Genomic DNA, 16,458 nt, shown 5'->3' on the forward strand with positions numbered 1-16,458 from the left:
TCACCCGCTGCGTATCCTCATGAGCATGCCGACGTCGCCTGTGCACATCATCGGAGCCGGTCCCGGAGGGCTCGCGACAGCCGCCGTGCTCGGTGAGTACGGCGTTCGCGCCGTGGTGCTCGACAAGGCGAGCGACGTGGGCGGCTCATGGCGCAACCACTACGACCGGCTGCGGCTGCACACCACGCGCCGCTGGTCCTCGCTCCCCGGGCTGCCGATCCCCCGCTCCGCCGGGCGCTGGGTGCGGCGCGACGACTATGTGCGCTACCTGGAGGCCTACGCGCGTTACCACCGCGTCGACCTGGCCGCGGGCGTCGAGGTGTCGCGCGTCGACCGCCCCGGACCCGACGACGAGTGGGTGCTGCACGCCAACGGCGGGCGCAAGCTCCGCGCGTGCGCCGTCGTCGTCGCCACCGGGTACAACCACACGCCCCGCGTACCGGATTGGCCGGGGCGCGAGACCTATACCGGCGAGCTCCTGCACGCGGCGCGCTACCGCAACCCCGGCCCCTTCAAGGGGCGCGACGTGCTGGTCGTCGGCGCCGGGAACAGCGGCGCCGAGATCGCCGCCGACCTCGCGGGCGGCGGCGCGGGCCGCGTCCGGCTGGCCGTCCGCGGCGTTCCGCACATCCTGCGGCGCTCCACGCTCGGCTGGCCGTCGCAGGCCAGCGCCATCATCTGCCGCAGGCTGCCCGTCCGCCTGGTGGACCGGCTGGCCCGCCCCGTCGAACGGCTCCTGCCCGACCTCACCGAGCACGGCCTGCCGCGCCCCGGGACCGGCCTCTACTCGCGCGTGCGCGAGGGCGCGATCCCCGTGCTCGACGCGGGTCTGGTGCGGGCGGTGCGCAGGAAGCAGGTCGAACCCGTGGGCGCGGTCGTGTCGTTCGACGGCGACGCCGTCACGCTCGCGGACGGCGCGGTCATACGCCCCGACACGGTGATAGCCGCCACCGGCTACCGAAGAGGGCTCGAACCCCTGGTCGCCCACCTCGGCGTGCTCGACGGCCGCGGCCGCCCGCTGGTGCACGGCCGCGAGACCCACCCGGCCGCCGCAGGGCTCTACTTCACCGGCTACGCCAACCCCATCAGCGGCAACCTCCGCGAACTCGCCCGCGACGCCCCGAAGATAGCGGCGGCCATCGTCCGCGAGCTGTGACGCGGGCGGGGGAGCAGGGCGGGAGAAGAGGGGATGCCCCTCCCCGTGGGGGGAGGGGACCCGGTGATCCGCACTCGCCGAGGACCCGCCTCGGCGTCCCCTCGCAACGCATCACCCTGTCCCGGCGGCCCGGCCTCCAACGCGCCGCACGGAACCCTTCCCCAGGGTGATCAAGCGCCCACGGCCCGTCAAGAGCAGGCCGCCCCGGCCGCGGGCCCGGCGGGAGCGGGCTCGGGAGCGGGCGCGCAGTCCACCTCGCACCACACGCGCTTGCCCTTGCCCTCCGTCTGCCAGCCCCACCGGTCGGCCAGCACCTCCACCAGCTCGAGGCCACGGCCGCAGGTCTCCTCACCCTCCGCGCGCCGCGGGCGCGGGGCCCGGCCGTCGCGGTCGACCACTTCGAGGCGGACGGGAACGTTCCTGCCCGGCACCGGGTCGCGGCGCACCGCGAGCCGCAGCACGGCGGGGCGCCCGGTGTGCACCACGGCGTTGGTCACCAGCTCGGAGACCAGCAGGATCAGGGTGTCCGTCTGCCCCTCGTCGGGGCGGGCAGGACAGGGCTGCCCGCGCCCCAGCTGCGCCCGCACCCACCGGCGGGCCCTGCCCACCTCGGCGGGCTCGGGGGCGACCTCCAACTGCTCTTCCAGCTCCTGCACCGTTCACACGCTCCGAACCGGGCGGACAAATCCCCTCACACCGAGGCACAACCCCGGCTCAGCACAGCATGATTGACGGGCGAGTCGGACAACAAGTGCTTCAGGAATATTCCGGCGCAAAGGAGTAAGCAGAGGGCGGGCTGTGCGACCCGCCTCCGGCGGGCTCGAACAGAAGTGAGGGCGTGCTTACCCACGCCCACCAGCGACGTCCACGGCTCACGCGGAGAGCGGCGTGCCCTTCTCGCCCGCCGCGGACGGAAGATCGGGGTAGCAGTCGAACAACCGGCGTACGCCGAGCGCGGCGAGCACACGGTTGACGTGCGAGCCGTCCTCCGCGCCCCTCGCGGGGAGGATCAGGCGCAGCTCACCGGCGCACGACCGCATCAATCGGCGCGCGGCCACCAGGACGCCCACGCCGCTCGAGTCACAGAACAGCACCTCGGACAGGTCGAGGACCAGGCGTCTTCGCCCCTCGGCCACCGCGTCGTGCACATGCTGGCGAACGGTCGGCGAGGTCGCGATGTCCAACTCGCCGACGACCCGCAGCACGGTCCACTCCCCCCACGGCTCCGATCCCACCTTCAACGCCACGCGCCCGCGCTCCCTCTCTGTCCTTCGCGCGCCGTTCGCGCGCCCTCTTTCCTCGGGCCTGCCCAGTTTCGGGCCCGCCACGCGTCCACCTTCCCCCCGTGGACCGTCCCGTTCGCGGGGGCGCGCGTGAACAGCGCCGCACACTACATTTGACGTACGTGTGGGCCCTGAGGTTGTCGTAGAGCGCGATCGAAGGAGTTGGGGAGACCGGATGGCGCACGAAACGCCCCCGTACTGGGACCGCGACATGCGGCAGCGGCTCCACCTCGGCGAGGCGGCCGCGCTCGGGGAGCTGTACGACCGGTTCGCGCCGCTGGCGTTCGGCATCGCCCTGCGCGTCCTGGCCGACGAGGACGACACGCGGCGCGTCACGCGCGCGGTGTTCAGGCGCATCTGGGAGTCGCCGCTCGACTTCGACCCCGACCGCGGCCCGATGCGCTCCTGGATCGCCGCCGAGGCGCACCGGCTTGCCGTCGACCTGCTGCGCCGCAGGGACGGCGGCCCCGACGGCGCCGCCGAGTCCGACGAGCACGTGCGCGCCGCGTCCACCGCGGCGCGCGCCGACTACATCGTGACGGCCATGCCCGCGCCGCTGCGCGACGCGCTCGAGCTGACCCGGTTCCAGCGGCATGACTACCGCAGGACGGCCGAGCGGCTCGGCATCACCGAGGCCGAGGCCAGGCGACGGCTGCGCCTCGGCCTCCAACTCCTGTCCTCCGCGGCCGCCTACCGCGCGGATCCACCGCGGGAGGGCCCGTGACGACTCCGTCCCAGGGGGACGGCGACCCGAGGTCCACCAGGGCGTCCGAGACCGCGCGCGTGCCCGCGCCCCGTGGTGCGCGCGGGCGCGTTCCGGCGGAGGATGGGCGTGCGATCACCCCTCGGCAACGGGAGGGCGACCAACCGATGTCACCATCGCTGAGCCCGCGGGAGCACCAGGAGCTGATGGCGCTGCTCGGCGCGTGGGCGCTGTCGGCGTGCTCCCGCGAGGAGTCCGAACGCGTCGAGGAGCACCTGGGCGGCTGCGGGTCCTGCGCGGACGAGGCGCTGCGCCTGCGGGACGCTGCGACGCTGCTCGAGCCGCCGGGCACCCTCGATCTCGCGCCCGAGCTGCGGGTCGCGGTGCTCGACGACTGCTTCGCGCGCCGCCCCGCGCGCCGGCCCCTGCCCCCGTGGGCGGCGCCGTACGACCAGGAGGCGGCGCGCCTCGACGCGTTGCTGCGGGACATGGTGGAGGAGGAGTGGCGCACGCCGGTCGGGCTGCGGTGGTTCGACGGCGACGCGTGGCACGGCGGGCCGACCACCGTGGCGGGCGTGATCGGCCATCTGCTGGCCGTCGACGGCCTGTTGGCCGCGGCCGTCGGGCTGCCCGAGCGCGGGACGCCGCCCGGGGCGCCGCCAGGGGCGGGCCCGGCGGGCGAACGCCTGCGGGCGCCCGACGTGGACGACTGGCCGCTGTGGCGCGAACAGTCGCGCTCCCTGGTGCGGGCGGCGGCGGAGCTTGGCGGCGCGGCGGGCGAACGGACCGTGCCACGCGCGGCGTTCGGCGACGAAGGGCGCTTCCCCGGGGGAGAGGGCGCGGAGGTGGCGCTCTCGGACGCGTTCCTCGACCGGGCGTTCACGTGCTGGGTGCACGCCAGGGACATCGCGGACGCCGTCGAGTACCCGTACGACCCGCCGGTCGGCGCGCATCTGCGGCTGCTGGTCGACCTCGCGGTGCGGCGGCTGCCCGAGAGCATCGCGGCGCGGCGCAGAGCGGGGCTCGCGATGTCGTCCGCGCGCCTGACGAGCGTGGGCGCGCCGGTGCGCACGCTCCACCTTGAGGTGGAGGGCGCGGGCGGCGGTCACTGGTACATCCCCGTGGACTCGCCAGCGGCGGGCGTCTCGGCGGCCGAGGCACCCGAAGGGGACGAGGCGGTGGCCCATGTGACGCTGGAGGACGAGGAGTTCTGCCAGCTGGCCGCGGGGCGCATCACCCCCGAGGAGGCGGCCTCGGGCATGGAGGGCGACGCGGCCCTGATACACGACGTCCTGTACGCGGCGGCGGCCCTGTCACGCCCTTAAGGGCTCCCGCCCGGGCACCATTCGGAGGAGCCTCCACGGCGGGGGCCCACACCGAGCACGGCGGCCCCATGCGCCGGACGCGGTCCGGGCGGGCGCCCCGAGCAACGTTTCGTGACGTCGCACCCACCCCGAGCGTGTTCCGGCGTGGCCCGTCCGGCCAGGACTAATCGAAGACCACCGTGCGGTGGCCGTTGATCAGGACGCGGTGCTCGCTGTGCCACTTGACCGCGCGGGCCAGCGCCTGGCACTCCACGTCCCTGCCGACCGCGACCAGCTGGCGCGGGGTGAGGCCGTGGCCGACGCGTTCCACCTCCTGCTCGATGATCGGGCCCTCGTCCAGCTCGGCCGTCACATAGTGCGCCGTCGCGCCGATCACCTTCACGCCCCTGGCGTGCGCCTGGTGGTAGGGGCGCGCGCCCTTGAAGCTCGGGAGGAAGGAGTGGTGGATGTTGATGATGCGGCCCGGCAGCCGCTTGCACAGGTCGTCGGAGATGACCTGCATGTAGCGGGCGAGGACGACCAGCTCGACGTTCTCGTCCTCGACGATCGCCAGCAGCCGCGCCTCCGCCTCCGGCTTGGTGTCGGCGGTCACCGGGACGTGGTGGAACGGGATCCCGTAGGACGCGGACAGCTCGGCGAAGTCGGTGTGGTTGGAGACGACGGCGGCGATGTCGATGGGCAGCGCGCCGGTGCGGGCGCGGAACAGCAGGTCGTTGAGGCAGTGGCCGAACTTGCTGACCATCAGCAGCACGCGCATCTTCGCCCCGGCCGGCGTGAGCTGCCAGTCCATCTGGAACGTGTCGCCGACGGCCGCGAAGCTGGCGCGCAGCTTCTCGGCGGTGACCGGCTCGACGGGCGAGAAGTGCACCCGCATGAAGAACAGGCCCGTGTCCCGGTCCCCGAACTGCTGGCTGTCCTCGATGTTGCAGCCGGTCATGAACAGGTAGCTGGACACGGCGTGGACGATGCCGGGTCTGTCCGGGCAGGACAGTGTCAGTACGTACTCGTCTCGTTGCTCGGCGGTCATGGTGCGTAGCCTGGCACAGCCCTCAGACCGCGTGCATCGCGGCGGCCAGTTCGTCGAGGGAAGTAGGGGTCGTGTCGGGGTCGTGGCCGTCCCCGGCGGCCAGCCGCACATGCGCCTCGCGCGCCGCGCGGACGGCCTCGGGCCAGCCGTGGTGCTGGAGATAGGCGGCGACCGGGGCGTCGGCCCCGACCTGGTGCATGATCCGCAGCACGCGCAGCACGGCCACGTCGACGAGTGCGGCCTCCTGGCTGTCGCGGAAGACGGTGCCGACGTACTTCTCGGCGGACCAGTTGTCCAGCCATGTGTCCTCGACCAGGCGGTAGACGGCGTCGGTGACGTCGCCGTAGCCGGGGACGCCGGGCAGCCAGTAGTTCTGGTGGAACGCGGGGTCGGAGAGCATATGCAGCGCCGAGCGCACATGGGCGCGCCAGCGCCACCAGGGCATGTCGTTGAGCGGCATGCCTGCCATGGTGGGGGAACGGCGGGGGTGTCGGGAAGACCTTTCGGAAGCCTGTGCGGTCACAGCTGGGTCGCCGCCCTCTCCGGCAGGCCGTGCTGGCCCGCCACCGGGTTCCACAACGCGGCCGCCCGCTCCTTCGCCTCGGTCGCGCGCCCGCTCGCGGCGTCGCCCTGGCTCGCGCTCTCGGTGTGCGCGGCCGAGCCGCCGCGGCAGACGGTCCTGCGGTCGGTCCTCGCCTCGTCGGCCCAGGCCGCGTACAGCTCGTCGGCCTCGGCGGACGCCTGCCACGCCTCGGTCAGCGCCGTCGCCAGCGCCTCGCCCTCGGGCAGCGCGTCGACGGACAGCTCGTCGAGGCGCGTGACAAGACCGTTGCGCTGCTCGGCGGCGGCGCGCAGGTCGGTCGCGGCCTGCTTGAGGCGGTCGCAGCTCCTGATGTTCTCGACGGCGCGGATGACCGCGTCGCGGCTGTCGTTGCTGTCGCCGAGGAGCGCGGAGAGCGCCTCGGCCTGGGCGGCGGCCTCCTCCTCGTCCACCGGGGCCTCCTCGTCGGGGGCGTCCCCGGCCCCGGCGTTCTCCTCGCCCTCGCTCTCACCCTCGGCCTCGGGCGCGGGGGCGCTGGCGCTGTTCTCGGGGGTGGAGTCGCCCCCGTCGTCGCCGCCACCGCCGCCAAGCAGGGCTCCGGCGCCGAGGCCGACGACGGCGCAGCCCACGACGACGACGGCGATGAGCAGCGCGGGCGAGCGCCGCCCGCCTCCGCCTCCTCCCCCACTGCCATGGCCCCGGTGGGAGGAGGGTCCCGGCGGGGGTGGCGCCTGGGGCGTCCTGGCGGCCGCTGACCTGAACAGCCCGTCGAAATCCTGGTGAACGTTCTGGTGAGCGTCCTGGTGTGGGTCCTGCGGAAGGGAGATCGCGGGCATCGCGCGCGTCTCCTGGATGTCGTCGGGGACCGGGCCCCGGTGGGGCGCCGCGGGGGCGGCGTCGACCCGGCGCAGCTGGGTGGTGGACTCGGGGTCCCCGGTCACGACGGGCGGGATGAGCTGGGTCGCGCCCTCGCTGTCCATGGCGGGCACGGGCGGGATGAGCTGGGTGGCGCCCTCGCTGTCCATGGCGGGCACGGGCGGCCCCGCGGGCACGGCGCGTATCCGGGTGGTGGTCTCGACGGGCGCGATCAACTGGGTCGCGGCCTCGTCGACCGGCATGGGCGGAGTGGGCACGGTCGGCGGGGTGGCCGGTTGCTCAGGGGTGGGGGTCGCGGGCAGGGCGGCGCGGTGGCGTCCCGGGGTGGCGGCGCCGCGTCTGCGCCGCCCGGTGCCGGGCGGGACAACGGGCTCGGCGCTCGGCGGGGCGGCCGGTGGCGGGCCGGGAGGGAAGGGCGGAGGGGCGGGCGGGGGCACCTCCCCGGAGAAGGGTGCCTCCCCGGAGAAGGGTGCCTCCCCGGAGAAGGGCGCCTGCCCCGAGAAGTCCGCGGGAGGAGGGGACGCCGGGGGCGCCGGGGGCGGCGGGGCCGATGGCCCCCACGGCTGCCCCCAGGGCTGGCCCGAGGCGAGCGTCTGGTCCTGGGTGGGCTCGGCCCGTGTGGTCGACGGCAGAATCACGCCCTCGCGGGGCTCGTCGTCCTGTCCGTTGTGGCTGGTCACGCGGGGCTCCTCGTCCGTCAACGCCTTCGCCGGGCCACGCTACCGGCTCGGAAGGAGCCTGCGGGCGCCGCCCGTCGGGCGTCAAGTCGGGCAGGTCAGCCGCGAGTCAGACCCCCGCCGCCACGGCGCTCCCCTCCCAGCGCGCGGCGAACTCCCGCACCACGGGCTCGGAACGGTGCGGCTCGAGGCGCGTGGTGAAGTCCTCGAAGTAGTGGGCGCCGCGTCCCGAGCGCAGCCCGTTCAGCAGCGTGCCCGCCTGCTCCGCCGCGCCGCAGGCCGCCTCGACGTCGCCCTCCTGGAGATGGCCCGTGGCCAGCAGCAGCAGCCCCACCGCGCGGCGCCGCGCCCTGCCCTCGGGGTGCCAGGACAGCGCCTCGGCCGCGCGCTGCGACGCGGCCCTGCCCTGGCCGAGGTCGCGGTGGCAGTGGGCCAACTCGTCCGCGAGATAGGCCGCGTCGAAGTGCGCGATCCACGCGGGCTCCTCGCCCGACCCGGCGCCCGCGCTCTCCATGGCCGCGAGCGCCGCCGAGGCGGCCCTGCGGCAGCTCTCCCGGTCGCCGAGCTGCGCGTAGCCGCGGGCCTCCGCGGCGAGGAACAGCGCCTCCGCGCGCGGGGTCGCGCGCCCGCGCGAGCCCTCCTGGGCGGCGCGCGCGAGCTGGATCACCTCGCGGGGGTTGCCCAACTCGGCCGCGAGATGGCTCATTCCGGCCGCCAGGACATAGCCGCCGAAGCCGCGGTCGCCCGCGGCCTGGGCCAGCCTGAGCGCCTGGATGTAGTAACGCTGGGCGAGCCCGGGCAGGCCGCTGTCCACCGCCATGTACCCGGCGAGCTCGGTCAGCCTGGCCGCCGCGCCGAACAGCTCGCGGCCCACCGTCTCCCGGTAGGAGCCGCTGAGCAGCCCGGCGACCACGCTGTTGAGGTAGTGGGCGACGACCGGGCGCACATGGCCCGCGCCCCAGCGCCGGTCGAGGTCGACGAGCGCGGTCGTGGTCGCCAGCACGGCCTCCACGTCGGCGCTGCCCACGCGCGGCCCCGACGACCTGGCCACCTCGGCGTCGGCGGGGGTGATCAGCCAGTCGCGGCTCGGCTCGACGAGCGCGGCGGGGGCGACGTGCGAGCCGCCCGCGGCGTAGGGCCCGAGGCCCTCGCCGCTCTCGCGGCGGGCGACGTCGGAGTGCCACAGCTCGGTGGCCTGCTCGAGGCACTCGCTCAGCCCCGAGGCGAAGTGCAGCCCCACGGACGACGTGAGCTGGCGCGCGGTGCCCATGCCGATCTCGTCGACGGTCACCGGGCGGCCCAGCTTGCGGCCCAGCGCCTCGGCGATCACGTCGGGCGCGCGGCCCCGCGGCTGCTGGCCGCGGATCCAACGGGCCACGGACGTCTTGTCGTACCGGAAGTCGAAGCCGCGCTCGGCGGCACACATGTTGACGCGGCGGGCCAGCCCGGCGTTGGAGCAGCCCGCCTCCCGGATGAGGGACAACAGGCGCTCGTTCGGCTGGCGGGCGATGAGTGGTCTCGCGGTCATCAAGCGGCTCCCTCGCTGACGGCTCCCTTGCTCACGGGCCGGGGAGTTCCCGGCCTGATCACTGCCCGCGGGCCGCCCGGTCCATCCCGTATGCCCCTAGGTGTGCACCGATGCGCCCCGCATGCGGGTGACGCGACCCGCAGCCCGTCACGCCGGGGCCGTAACCCGTACGGAGCAGCAAAGTTGTCATCGGCGTGGAAGAGACCATCGGAACCACCTCAGGGGCATTCCTTCCGGCGCGCGGCGAGCGGCACGGCGGCAACCTGCTCGAATACGCGGTCCACTACGTCAGGGACCGGCACTGGGAGGTGCTGCCCGGGGCGTGGATCGAGCGCGAGGGGCAGACGACCTGGTGTTCGTGTCGGGCATGGGAGTGCGGTGCGCCCGGCGCACACCCCGTGCGCCGGGACTGGGCGGCGCACGCCACGGGGAGCGTGACGGTCGCCCGGCGCATGTGGTCCGAGCAGCCGCGGGCGTCGATCCTGCTGCCGACCGGGCGGACGTTCGACGTGATCGAGGTGGGCGAGGCGGCGGGCTGTCTCGCGCTGGCCCGGATGGAACGCCTCGGGGTCGCCATCGGCCCGGTGGCCGGAACGCCGTACGGGCGCATGCAGTTCTACGTGCTGCCCGGCGGTGCGGCGAAGGTGGCGGGCCTGGTGCGGCGGCTCGGCTGGTCGCCAGCGGCGCTCGACCTGACCGCGCGGGGCGAGGGCGACGTCGTGGCGGCGCCGCCGACGTCGCTGGGCGCGCGGGGGCGCGTGCTGTGGGTGCGCGCGGCGGGCGGGGGCAACGGGCTGCTACCCGGCGTCGACGAGGTGCTGCCCTCGCTCGCGTACGCGTGTGGCCAGGAGGGCGGCCCCCGGGCCTGACCGGCGCGGGGGGCGCGCGTCTATCGTGGTGGAACATGGACGACATGGACACCGCGGGGGGCGGGTCGGCGGCGGCGCCCGCCACGCCTCCCGGCGCCGCCGCCGTCCGGGTGCGGGGGCTGTGGAAGCGATTCGGCGAGCAGATCGCCGTGCACGGCGTCGACCTCGACCTGCCCGCGGGGCGCTTCGTCGGCCTGGTGGGGCCCAACGGCGCGGGCAAGACGACGACGTTGTCGATGATCACCGGGCTGCTGCGGCCCGACGAGGGCACGGTGGAGGTGGTCGGCCGGGACGTGTGGCGCGACCCGGCGGACGTGAAGTCGCGGATCGGCGTGCTGCCCGAGGGGCTGCGGCTCTTCGAGCGGCTCTCGGGGCGGGAGTTGCTGACGTTCATGGGCAGGCTGCGCGGGCTGCCCGTGGCCGAGGTGGAGCGCCGCGCCGACGAGCTGCTCGACGTGCTCGACCTGTCGGCGGCGCAGCACAAGCTGGTGATCGACTACTCGACGGGCATGCGGAAGAAGACCGGCCTGGCCACGGCGCTGCTGCACAACCCCGAAGTGCTGTTCCTCGACGAGCCGTTCGAGGGCGTCGACCCGGTGTCGGCGCAGACGATCAGGGGCGTGCTCGAGCGGTACACCGCGTCGGGGGCGACCGTGGTGTTCTCGAGCCATGTGATGGAGCTGGTGGAGTCGCTGTGCGACTGGGTCGCGGTCATGGCCGCGGGGCGCGTCCGCGCGCACGGCCCGCTCGCGGAGGTGCGCGGGGGCGCGGAGTCGTTGCAGGAGGCGTTCCTCCGGCTCGTCGGCGCCCAGGGCAACCCCGCGGGGCCGCGCCTCGAGTGGCTCGGCGGCACCGCGTGATCGAAGGGCGCGCGCTGGTCGTCACGTTCGTCCGGCTGAAGCTGGCGCTCGTGCGCAACGGCGTGCGGCAGTCGACCGGGCGCTCGGCCGCGTTCGTCGGGACGATGGCCGTGGTCGCGCTGTTCGGGGTGCTCGGGCTGCTCGGCCTGGTGGCGCTGCGGGGGCACGGGAACGCCGCCGACGTGGCCGTCCTGCTGGTCGCGCTGCTCGCGCTCGGCTGGGCGTTCATGCCGCTGTTCGTGGGCGGCGCCGACGAGACGCTCGACCCGGGGCGGCTCGCGATGCTGCCGCTGCGGCCCGGGGCGCTGCTGGTGGCGCAGCTGGCGGCGTCGCTCGTGGGTCCTGGGCCGCTGTTCACGCTGCTGCTTGTGGCGGGCGCGGTGGCGGCCGTGGCCGGGGGCGGCGCCGGGATCGTGGTCGCGGTGGTGGCCGTGGCGCTCGCGCTGCTGGTGTGCACGACGCTGGCCCGCGCGCTCGCCACGGCGAACGCCCGCCTGCTGAACAGCCGCAGGGGCCGCGACCTGGCGATCCTCAGCGGGCTCGTGGTGGCGTTCGGCCTCCAGGGGATCAACCTCGGCTTCTCCGAGCTCGCGGGCGACGAGAACGGCGACTTCGGCGTGGTCGCGACGGTCGCCGACGTGGTGCGCTGGGTGCCGCCCGCGACCGCGATCGAGGCGGCGCGGGCGGCGGGCGAGGGCGCGTGGGGCACGGCGGCGCTCGCCCTGGCCGGGACGCTGGCCGCGTGGGGGCTGCTCCTGGTGTGGTGGGGCAGGGCGTTGACGCGCCTGATGACCGCGCCCGACGCGTCGACGCTCCGGACGCCGCCCGATGACGGCGGGCGCCGGGCGAGGGACCTGGCGTGGCTGCCGCGGGGGCGCACGGGCACGGTGATGGCGCGCACGCTGCGGTACGCGTGGCGTGACCCCAAGTCGAAGATGGGCTGGGTGACCTCGCTGGGGATGGGCCTGATGCTGCCGGTGCTGTTCGCGGCGCAGGGCAACGCCAGCCTGTACAACGCCTGTTGGGTCTCCGGGCTGCTGGGGATCCTGGCCTACAACCAGTTCGGCGGCGACGCGGGCGGCTTCTGGCTGGTCGCGCTGACGATCAGCTCGCCGCGCGACGCGCTGATCGAGCTGCGCGGGCGAACGCTGGTGATCGCGCTGATCGGCGTCCCCTACACGTGCGCCGTGGTGGTCGTCTCCGCGGCGGTGTTCGACGACTGGGGCGCGCTGCCCGGCGCGTTGGGCCTCGCGCTCACGGTGCTGGGCGCGCTGCTCGGCGTGGGGGCGGTGACCAGCGCGCGGCTGCCGTACTCGGTCCCGCAGGAGGGCGCGATGAAGAACGTCGCCCCCGGCCAGACGGGCCAGGCGTGGTTCGGCATCCTCGGCGGCACGGTGGCGGGCGGCCTGCTGTCCGCGCCGGTGATCGCGCTGGTGGTGTGGCTGAACGCGTCGGCCGAGGCGCTGACCTGGACGGCGCTCCCCCTGGGCGCGGCGTACGGCCTGCTCGTGGCCTGGCTCGGCCTGCGCGTCGCGGCCCCCATGACGGCGGGGCGCCTCCCGGAGATGGTGGGGGCCCTGAGCAAGTAGCCTGCGGCGCTCACCCGCGGCGCTCCGCGCCGAGAAACCAGCCTGCGGCTGGGGCGCTACGGCGCTCCGCGCCGGGGCACGCGCTGACGCACCGGGCGAAGCAGCCAGCGGCTGCGAGGGACGGTCGACGCTCCACGCCGAGACCCAGCCCGCGGCTGCGGCACTACGGCGCTCCGCGCCGGGGCACGCGCTGCCGCTTCCGCGCCGAGAACCAGCCTGCGACTGCGGCACTACGGCGCTCCGCGCGGGGTGGCCTGCGGCCACGCAGCCACAGCGCTCCGCGCCGGGGTACGCGCTGACGCACCGGGCGAAGCAGCCAGCGGCTGCGAGGGACGGTCGACGCTCCACGCCGACAAGGCAGCCCGCGGCTGCGGCACTACGGCGCTCCGCGCCGGGGTAGGCGATGGCGCATCGCGCAGACGGCCTGCGGCCACGCAGCCGCCGGGGCACGCGCTGACGCTTCCGCGCCGGGCGAAACAGCCCGCTGCTGCGGGGGACGATCGACGCTCCACACCGACAAGGCAGCCCGCGGCTGCGGGGTCTCCGCCCTCCGCGCGGGGGGCGCGATGGCGCTTCGCGCCGGGGAAGCGGCCCACGGCAGCGCTCCGCGCCGAGAGCCAGCCTGCGACTGCGGGGCCACGACGTTCGGCGCCAGGTCAACGACAGCGCTCCGCGCGGTACGCGACGCGCGCGCTCCGCACCGGGTGGAACAACCTGCCGCTGCCGAGGAAGGGCGGCGCTTCGCGCCGGTGACGCGGCAACCCGGCGCACCGTGCCGGGGTCGCACCAGCGAACGGCCGCCGCGACCGCGCCCACCCGTTGCGCAGGGACACCAGAGGCCGGTGTCCCCCGGCCCGCGGGACGACCGCAAGCCGCCAGGCGACCCGGCACGCTCCACCGCACGGCGCGAGGACGCCGGGGGTCGGGGTCCGCCGACCCGCGCCGTTGGTCGCCCGCCCGCAGGGCCCTCGCGTCAGCGGGCGAAAGACGACCGCATCAAGACCGTGGCCCGGCACACCGTGCCGGGCCATCAGTACCGCAACCGAACCCGTCAGCCGAGACGCCAACCCACAACACAGGCCACCCTCCGGCGTTGGGCCGCCCGCCCAGGGCAACGTGCCGGGCCATCAGTACCGCAACCGAACCCGTCAGCCGAGACACCAACCCACAACACAGGCCACCCTCCGGCGTGGGGCCGCCCGCCCAGGGCCGCTTACGCCGTGATGTTGCCCGAGCGGAAGTCCTCGATGTTCAGGACGACGTCAGCCGCGGGCTCGTCGAAGGAGACCGGGACGTTGAAGTCCGAGATCTCGAGCTCCGTCGTGCCGCCGCCCTCGTTCGTCGTCATCAGCAGCGGGTACGGCTCGCCCTCCGTGGCGATCAGCATCGTCATCTCGGCGCCCGTCTCGTCCGTGTCGTGGATCTCGATGACGGGCGTGCCGTTGTGCGTGGTCTCCTCGCCGATCGTCGCCGTGTCGGTGCCGCCCGAGCCCGAGCCCGCGAACAGGTCGCCCAGCGCGCACGCGCTCGCCGTCGACGCCAACTCCGGGTCGTCGGTGGTGCCGTACAGCCAGTTCCCGTCGACCAGGCTGACGAGCGCCGGGTCGGAGGCGCCCATGGTGCTCCAGAACGTCTGGTCCGGCTTCATCCAGATCTGGTCGGCGCGCATCAGGATCTCGACCGAGCCCTGGCCCTCCATGCTGACCCAGCCCTCGCAGCTGCCCTCCTTGTCGAGGTGCAGGTCCATGCCGACCCCGTCGGTGCCGGGGCCACCCTCGGTCGTCATGCGCAGCGACTCCGCGGCGAGCAGGGCCTCCTGGGCCTGCTCCATGATCTGGTCGGCGGGCAGGTCGGCGATCGACTCGCCGCCGCCCTCCTCGCCCTCGCCGCCGGTCTCCTCGCCTGAGCCGCCGCTCTCCTCGCCGCTCTGCTCGCCGTTCTCGAACGGCGAATCCCCGTCGCTGTCACCACACGCGCTGAGCGCGAGCAGCCCCGCCATCGCCGCGCCTATCCAGGCACCGCGGCGTGCGTTGGTCATTCGTGCCATTGTGAATCCCCTCGAGCCCCCGTTGTTGTCGCTCACATCATCACATCTCCTGATGTGCTCGGGTGAACGAGTCCGTCCCAGGTCTGTCACACCGTGACCGTCTCCCGCAGGAACGCCCCGACGATCTCCCGCCACTCATCGGGCCGTTCGAGGTGGACGAGGTGGCCCGCGTCCGGGATGTCGGCGTACCGGCCGCGGGGCAGGACCCGCACCATCTCCTGGGCCTCGGCGCGGCCCAACTCCCCACCCAGGCCCCGGATCACCAGCGCGGGGCACTCGACGAGCGCCAGCTCGTCCCAGTGCGCGTCGCGGACCCAGCCCTCGCGGGCGGCGAGCATCTGGCGGCGTGAGAAGCCGGGGCGCCAGCCGTCGGCGCGCTCGGTCATCACCTCGGCGAAGAAGTCGCCGCGCGCCGGGCGGGGCCGGTCGAGCGTGGGGTCCTCCTCGCCGAACCAGCGGCGGGCGTCGGCCAGCGTCGCGAACGGCAGCGGCCACGAGTCGAACCACGCCCGCCACTCGCGTTGCGACCTGGTACCGAGCGCCGCGGCCCGCATGTCGCAGATCACCACGGAGCTCACCAGGTCGGGGCGGCGCGCGGCCAGCTGCCACGCGGTCAGCGCGCCCATGGCGTGGCCGATCAACGCGACGGGCCCGAGGCCGAGTTGGACGACGGCCGCCTCGGCGTCCGCGACGAAGGCCTCCCGGTCGAACGGGCCGCCCACCGGCTTCTCGCTGCGCCCGTGCCCGCGCTGGTCGAGCGCGACCGCGCGGTGGTCGGCCGAGAGCCAGCGGGCCGTGTCGGCCCAGTGCGACGCCCTGCCGAGCAGCCCGTGCAGCATCAGCACGGCGGGCCGCGCCGACCGCTCCTCCTTGGGCGGCTCGCCGAACTCCCAGGCCGCGAGCCGCACTCCGCCCTGCCCGACCACGTCGAGGCGCCGCACCATCCGAGCCTTCCCCCTTCCCTCGGCCTCGTCACCGACGTCCCGCACGATTCGCCGAGGCCACGATATCGAAAATATATTCGAACACCGAGCGCTGAGCCGCACCGATCCCCGCATGGATGACGATCGCCCCGCGCGCACCCGGTCGACGGCGCGCGAGCACGACCTGCCACGGCCGCGGCGCCCCCGGGTCGCCGCCGCCTCCCCCTTCAGGTCCCCTTCGCGATCAGCCCTTCGCCACGAAGACGTGCATCGCGACCGACTGCGCCAGCTCCGCCGCCTCCCCGCCGCTGCCGACCTGCACGCCGCCCCCCGCCCCCGCCGTCACGCTCACCGAGGCGCCGGGCTGCACCCCCGCGCGCCGCAGCGTGTGCATGACCGCCGCGTCCACCTGGATCGGCTCGCCGATGCGGCGGACGATGACCGTCTTGCCGCCCTCGGCGTCGAGGTCGGACAGCGCCACCATGCCCTCGCCCAGGAACGGGTCGGGGTCGGCGCCCTCCTCGCCGAGCTCCGCGAGGCCGGGGATGGGGTTCCCGTAGGGCGACTCCGTCGGGTGGTTCAGCAATTCGAGGACGCGGCGCTCGACCGCGTCGCTCATCACGTGCTCCCAGCGGCACGCCTCCGCGTGCACCTGCTCCCACTCCAGGCCGATCACGTCGACCAGCAGGCACTCGGCGAGGCGGTGCTTGCGCATCACCCGCTGGGCCAGCCGCCGCCCCTCGTCGGTCAGCTCGAGATGCCGGTCCCCCGCGATGGTCAGGAGGCCGTCGCGCTCCATCCTCGCGACGGTCTGGCTCACCGTGGGCCCGCTCTGCTCCAGTCGCTCGGCGATGCGGGCGCGCATCGGGACCACGCCCTCCTCCTCCAACTCGAGGATGGTGCGCAGATACATCTCGGTCGTGTCGATCAGTCCGGACATAGATGCCCCTAGATGTCTTGTGCGGTGGCCCCACACCAATTCTGGCGCATGGCAGTGACAACCGTCCCCGGCACGGGTAACCGAACGCGCGCATATTGACACGGCAGTGGTCCA

General features: G+C 74.7%; 15 protein-coding genes. 6 read left to right on the forward strand and 9 right to left on the reverse strand.

What is annotated here, in order from left to right; all coding sequences use genetic code 11:
* The first annotated feature begins 19 nt into the window (after positions 1-19).
* Positions 20-1,156: a flavin-containing monooxygenase gene (locus D7318_RS12170; RefSeq protein WP_120697128.1), complete on the forward strand. Its 1,137-nt coding sequence runs from the start codon at positions 20-22 to the stop codon at positions 1,154-1,156.
* Positions 1,157-1,344: 188 nt separating this feature from the next.
* Here D7318_RS12170 and D7318_RS12175 read toward each other — a convergent pair whose 3' ends face one another.
* Positions 1,345-1,812 (reverse strand): ATP-binding protein, encoded by a 468-nt coding sequence (locus D7318_RS12175; RefSeq protein ID WP_183091383.1) that lies wholly within the window; start codon positions 1,810-1,812, stop codon positions 1,345-1,347.
* A gap of 216 nt (positions 1,813-2,028) precedes the next feature.
* Positions 2,029-2,403 (reverse strand): STAS domain-containing protein, encoded by a 375-nt coding sequence (locus tag D7318_RS12180; RefSeq protein ID WP_183091384.1) that lies wholly within the window; start codon positions 2,401-2,403, stop codon positions 2,029-2,031.
* 211 nt (positions 2,404-2,614) lie between these two features.
* Between D7318_RS12180 and D7318_RS12185 the strand changes: the two genes are divergently transcribed.
* Together D7318_RS12185 and D7318_RS12190 are read left to right on the forward strand one after the other, a co-directional pair.
* A complete protein-coding gene (locus D7318_RS12185; RefSeq protein ID WP_120696958.1) occupies positions 2,615-3,163 on the forward strand; it encodes an RNA polymerase sigma factor in 549 nt (182 codons plus the stop codon).
* 146 nt (positions 3,164-3,309) lie between these two features.
* On the forward strand, positions 3,310-4,467 hold the full coding sequence (locus tag D7318_RS12190) for a zf-HC2 domain-containing protein (RefSeq protein ID WP_120696959.1): 1,158 nt from the start codon (positions 3,310-3,312) through the stop codon (positions 4,465-4,467).
* A 163-nt stretch (positions 4,468-4,630) separates the two neighbouring features.
* Here D7318_RS12190 and purU read toward each other — a convergent pair whose 3' ends face one another.
* The 4 genes from purU to D7318_RS12210 form a co-directional block, all read right to left on the reverse strand.
* Positions 4,631-5,494, reverse strand: coding sequence for a formyltetrahydrofolate deformylase (gene purU, locus D7318_RS12195; protein ID WP_120696960.1), 864 nt, complete (start codon positions 5,492-5,494; stop codon positions 4,631-4,633).
* A gap of 22 nt (positions 5,495-5,516) precedes the next feature.
* Positions 5,517-6,017 (reverse strand): SCO4402 family protein, encoded by a 501-nt coding sequence (locus D7318_RS12200; protein ID WP_120696961.1) that lies wholly within the window; start codon positions 6,015-6,017, stop codon positions 5,517-5,519.
* Positions 6,014-7,591, reverse strand: coding sequence for a hypothetical protein (locus D7318_RS12205; protein WP_183091385.1), 1,578 nt, complete (start codon positions 7,589-7,591; stop codon positions 6,014-6,016). Before D7318_RS12205 ends, D7318_RS12200 begins: the two co-directional genes overlap by 4 nt.
* 106 nt (positions 7,592-7,697) lie before the next feature.
* Positions 7,698-9,116 carry a transcriptional regulator gene (locus D7318_RS12210; protein ID WP_120696962.1) on the reverse strand — a complete coding sequence of 473 codons (1,419 nt, stop codon included), beginning with the start codon at positions 9,114-9,116 and terminating at the stop codon, positions 7,698-7,700.
* A gap of 194 nt (positions 9,117-9,310) precedes the next feature.
* Between D7318_RS12210 and D7318_RS12215 the strand changes: the two genes are divergently transcribed.
* The 3 genes from D7318_RS12215 to D7318_RS12225 are packed head-to-tail and all read left to right on the forward strand — an operon-like array spanning position 9,311 to position 12,434.
* Positions 9,311-9,985, forward strand: coding sequence for a bifunctional DNA primase/polymerase (locus D7318_RS12215; protein WP_120696963.1), 675 nt, complete (start codon positions 9,311-9,313; stop codon positions 9,983-9,985).
* 44 nt (positions 9,986-10,029) lie between these two features.
* On the forward strand, positions 10,030-10,845 hold the full coding sequence (locus D7318_RS12220) for an ABC transporter ATP-binding protein (protein ID WP_120697131.1): 816 nt from the start codon (positions 10,030-10,032) through the stop codon (positions 10,843-10,845).
* Positions 10,842-12,434 (forward strand): transporter, encoded by a 1,593-nt coding sequence (locus D7318_RS12225; protein WP_230423668.1) that lies wholly within the window; start codon positions 10,842-10,844, stop codon positions 12,432-12,434. The genes D7318_RS12220 and D7318_RS12225 overlap by 4 nt, the downstream gene beginning before the upstream one ends.
* 1,213 nt (positions 12,435-13,647) lie before the next feature.
* On the opposite strand, the gene D7318_RS12230 is transcribed toward D7318_RS12225, so the two are convergent.
* The 3 genes from D7318_RS12230 to D7318_RS12240 all read right to left on the reverse strand — a co-directional run bounded on the left by D7318_RS12230 (position 13,648) and on the right by D7318_RS12240 (position 16,344).
* Complete coding sequence (locus D7318_RS12230; protein WP_147437671.1) at positions 13,648-14,472, reverse strand: hypothetical protein; 825 nt, start codon at positions 14,470-14,472, stop codon at positions 13,648-13,650.
* Positions 14,473-14,567: 95 nt separating this feature from the next.
* Positions 14,568-15,425 carry an alpha/beta fold hydrolase gene (locus D7318_RS12235; protein WP_120696965.1) on the reverse strand — a complete coding sequence of 286 codons (858 nt, stop codon included), beginning with the start codon at positions 15,423-15,425 and terminating at the stop codon, positions 14,568-14,570.
* A 223-nt stretch (positions 15,426-15,648) separates the two neighbouring features.
* Positions 15,649-16,344: a metal-dependent transcriptional regulator gene (locus tag D7318_RS12240; RefSeq protein ID WP_120696966.1), complete on the reverse strand. Its 696-nt coding sequence runs from the start codon at positions 16,342-16,344 to the stop codon at positions 15,649-15,651.
* Between the last annotated feature and the right edge of the window lie 114 nt (positions 16,345-16,458).

The organism is Streptomyces radicis (genome assembly GCF_003626575.1).
GTDB classification, from domain to species: domain Bacteria; phylum Actinomycetota; class Actinomycetes; order Streptomycetales; family Streptomycetaceae; genus Streptomyces; species Streptomyces radicis.